Consider the following 3,801-nt stretch of genomic DNA (forward strand, 5'->3'; position numbering starts at 1 on the left):
CGCTCGGGCAGGTGGGCTTCGGCCAGTTCCCAGAGGCGACGGGCCACGGCGGTGCGGCCTGGCCAGCCGTCAACCCGATGGTAGCGGGCCAGCACCCGTTTGACGTTGCCGTCGAGAATGGGGTGGGACTGACCCAGGGCGAGGGAGAGAATGGCGCCGGCGGTGGAGCGGCCGATGCCGGGCAGGGCCTCGACGGCATCGATCGCTTCCGGGAAGCGCCCGCCATGTTCGTCGCGGATCACCACCGCGGCACTGTGAAGATTGCGGGCACGGGCGTAATAGCCAAGCCCGGACCACAGATGCAGGACGTCGTCCACCGGGGCGTCGGCCAGGGTGACCAGATCCGGGAAACGCTCCATGAAGCGCTGGAAATAGGGAATGACGGTGGTGACCTGGGTCTGCTGGAGCATGATCTCGGACACCCACACCCGGTAGGGCGTGGGTGTCTGCTGCCAGGGCAGATCATGTCGGCCGTGATGCCGGTGCCATTCGATGACCTTCTGGGCAATAACCTTCTCGACAATGGCCGGGCTGGCGACCGAATCGCTCATCGCTGGAAGCGGTCGCGCAGGCGGTCTTCCAGATCACGGGCACGTTCCCTGACTTCCTCGCCGGCCTGATCCCGAAGCAGGCTTTCTATGTCGAAACGCAACCTCGGTGCCAGCACGGTGCCGGTAACGCGGAAGTGCAGTTCCCGCCCGCGGACATCAAAGTCATCGGCACGCAGCTCGCTGGGTGGGTCTTCCAGAATGCGGGCGCGCAGATTGTAGTCGAGACTGAGGTCCACCAGGCTGAGTGAACCGCTGCCACGAATGGCGAAATTCTCCACCAGCATGCCGAAGTCGTCACTGATGAGTTCACCATCTTCAACCGTGCCACTGATCCCCAGGGCGGAGAACGGCGTCCGCCCACGGTCTTCCCGCACCTTGGCCGCTTCGCGGAAACGGACGGTGGCCTGGGAGACCTGGTAGGCGACATCCACACCTTCCAGGGCGCCCTCCTCGAAACGGAGTCGCATGTTGCCGTTCAGGGTCGGGCGCAGCTCGCCCACGGTATGGCCCTGGCCGGCAACCTCCATGGTGATATTGGCAAGACCGGTGATCTGCTCCATCTCGAACATGTCCTTGAGCAGATCGCCGATGCGCACTCCGGCCAACTCTTCGCTGAAGCGGATGGACGGCACTTCGCCGCTGGCGTCCACCACCAGCTCACCGGTCTGGGTACCGCCATAGAGATCGGCGCTGATAGGCGACAGGCGCAGCACATCGTCGCGGATGCTGACGCCGGCGCGCACGGAAGTCATGGCGATGCCGGCCATGCCGAGCTCGCCGATCCGAATACTGCCTTCGATGTCATGACCACGGATGGCATCGGCGGGAATCTCGATGGCATCCAGGTCCAGGGGCTCGCCCTCCTCCGGCGGCGGCTCATCGGCATCCGGCTCGGTGTAGCGGTCCAGGTCGATGGCATCGATCTGGAAGGCGAAACGCAGGGCCGGCGGGTCCAGCACCGGCAGAACCAGTTCACCTTCGATCAGGGTCTCGTCCAACTGGATGTTGAGGTCGGCCAGACGCAGGCCCTCGCGGCCATGCTCAATGCCGGCGCGCAGGGCGAAATGCTCCAGCACATCCGGATCGCGGGTCTGGGGCAGCATGTCCGCCAGCCCGATGCGAGTCAGCAAGGCACGTGGGGAAAACTCGGACACGCTCAGACTCAGGGCGGCCTCCGGCGTTTCGCTCTGCAGGGCATCGACACTGCCATCGGCCTCGACGGTCAGTTCATCCAGGCGCAATTCGAAACCATCCAGGGTGAGCCGGTCGGCGGCGGTATCCAGGCCGCCGGCCAAGCGCCAGTTGACGGTCTCCACCCCGGAAAGATCCAGACCTTCGGGGCCATCCTGAATGAAGGGCATCAGGGCGCTGCCGGGGAAGTCCCCGGAAAAGAGTTCGAAACGGATCAGCGGATCGCTGTCGAGCTGCTCGATCTGCAGGCCCCCGGCGAAAGGCATGTCGGCAATGCGCCCGCTCATGTCTTCCATCACCAGCCGCTGGGCCTCGGGGTCCAGGCTCAGGCTGCGCCAGTCCAGACGCAGGGCCAGGGGCGAGACCGGCAGGGGCTCGCCTTCGGCGTCCAGGGCCATTTGCATGGCCTCGATGCGAATGGCGCCGTCACCGGCAAGATCGGCGATCAATCGGGCCTGGCCCTCGAAATGCCCGCTCAGGGCCGGTTCATTGAGGTCAAAATCCAGGGCGGTGCTGAAGGCCAGTGGCTCACCCAGGCGGATCTCGCCCAGGCTGAGAGACCAGTTGCTGATGCTGGCCCGCATGCCGGTACTTTGATCATTCCAGCTCAGGGCAGCATCGATCAGGCGCAGGCCACCGATGCGAATCCTTTCCAATTCGGCGAGATCGAATTCCGCCGCCTCCGGGGCTTCTTCCTCCACCGCCTCGGGATCCACGTCGGCGACCAGGTCATCCCAGTTGCTGACCCCCTCCTCGTTCAGGGCCAGGTTGAGGCGCAGGCCTTCGACGCGGATTTCGGCCACTTCGACCTGCCGCCGGAAGATCAGCGGCAACAGCCGCAGGCGGATGTCGGCGGCATCCAGGCTGAAGAAATCGCCCTCGAAACCCTCGGCATTGCCAAGGGCGATATGGCCGGTTTCGATGCCCAGCCAGGGGAAGAAGGACAGGGAAAGCTCGTCGTCGATATGGAGCTCGCGTCCGGTGGCATCCCGAACGGCATCCTGAATATCGTCGCGGTAATCGTTGGGGTCGATGACCATGGCGGCGATGACCGCGGCCACTACCAGTAGCACCAGCAGACCGCCCACGGTCGCACCCAGCCAGATGAGCCACTTCTTCATGCGACAAACCTCCCGTGTTGAGGAACCTCATGTTCCTGAGGGCTTACATGGTGGCGCAAACGGAAGGCGAGGGGAAGATGGAGCGGGTGATGGGAATCGAACCCACGTTCTCAGCTTGGGAAGCTGATGTTCTACCATTGAACTACACCCGCATCGTCGCCAGATTCTAACCCAGGTCGCCCGGCCAATCCATTCAAGGCAACCACTCCGGGAAATTCCCGCCCGGTGTTAGAATATCGCCTCCAATTCACCCCGCAGGACAAGCATGATGCGTGTTGAGATCAACGGCGAGGCCCAGGAGTTCGATCGGGAGATGACGGTTTCCGAACTGTTGCAGGCCCTGGAGTTCACAGGCCGCCGCATTGCCGTGGAACGCAACGGCATGATCGTGCCCCGCAGTGAGCATGACGAGACTCGAGTCGAGGATGGCGATCGGGTGGAGATCGTGCAGGCGGTGGGTGGGGGATGATTTAGTGCTTAGTGCTGAGTGCTGAGTGCTGTGAGGACAAGGGTGCAAAGCTGCCGTAGGAGCGGATTCATCCGCGAACATGCGTCAGAGTCAGCCCCCAATCGCGAATAAATTCGCTCCTACGCTGCCTTCTAGAAACTATTTCGGAGTCGAGATGACTGAGAACGAAACCACGCCGACGCTGGAGCCGCTGGTGATTGCCGGGCGGGAATATCAATCACGGCTGCTGGTGGGGACCGGCAAGTACAAGGATTTCGCCGAGACCCGCGCGGCCATTGAGGCCAGCGGCGCGGAGATCGTGACCGTGGCCCTGCGCCGCTCCAATATCGGCCAGAAGGCGGACGAGCCCAATCTGCTGGATGCGGTGCCGCCGGACCAGTACACCATCCTGCCCAACACCGCCGGCTGTTACACCGCCAAGGACGCAGTCCGCACCTGCCGGCTGGCGCGGGAGCTGCTGGACGGCCAC

Annotated in this window: 3 protein-coding genes, 1 tRNA gene and 1 pseudogene; 2 read left to right on the forward strand and 3 right to left on the reverse strand. The window is 63.7% G+C overall.

Going from position 1 to position 3,801, the window contains the following annotated elements; translation table 11 throughout:
- The 3 genes from ACJWXQ_RS09440 to ACJWXQ_RS09450 form a co-directional block, all read right to left on the reverse strand.
- On the reverse strand, positions 1 to 551 hold a 551-nt coding region (locus ACJWXQ_RS09440), incomplete at its 3' end, for an A/G-specific adenine glycosylase (protein WP_406672681.1).
- Positions 548 to 2,863, reverse strand: a complete 2,316-nt coding sequence (locus ACJWXQ_RS09445) for an AsmA family protein (protein ID WP_406672682.1) — start codon at positions 2,861 to 2,863, stop codon at positions 548 to 550. The genes ACJWXQ_RS09445 and ACJWXQ_RS09440, both read right to left, overlap by 4 nt.
- 78 nt (positions 2,864 to 2,941) lie before the next feature.
- Positions 2,942 to 3,015 (reverse strand) — tRNA-Gly (locus tag ACJWXQ_RS09450).
- 116 nt (positions 3,016 to 3,131) lie between these two features.
- Between ACJWXQ_RS09450 and thiS the strand changes: the two genes are divergently transcribed.
- Positions 3,132 to 3,332 (forward strand): sulfur carrier protein ThiS, encoded by a 201-nt coding sequence (thiS, locus tag ACJWXQ_RS09455; protein ID WP_346052170.1) that lies wholly within the window; start codon positions 3,132 to 3,134, stop codon positions 3,330 to 3,332.
- 154 nt (positions 3,333 to 3,486) lie between these two features.
- A pseudogene (locus ACJWXQ_RS09460) lies at positions 3,487 to 3,801 on the forward strand (thiazole synthase); the annotation flags it as partial.

This window comes from Natronospira sp., assembly GCF_007134575.1.
GTDB lineage: Bacteria > Pseudomonadota > Gammaproteobacteria > Natronospirales > Natronospiraceae > Natronospira > Natronospira elongata.

Coding starts and splice junctions, on each gene's coding strand:
- ACJWXQ_RS09445 (WP_406672682.1), bottom strand. CDS start 2,863: ATGAAGAAGTGGCTCATCTGGCTGGGTGCGACCGTGGGCGGTCTGCTG.
- thiS (WP_346052170.1), top strand. CDS start 3,132: ATGCGTGTTGAGATCAACGGCGAGGCCCAGGAGTTCGATCGGGAGATG.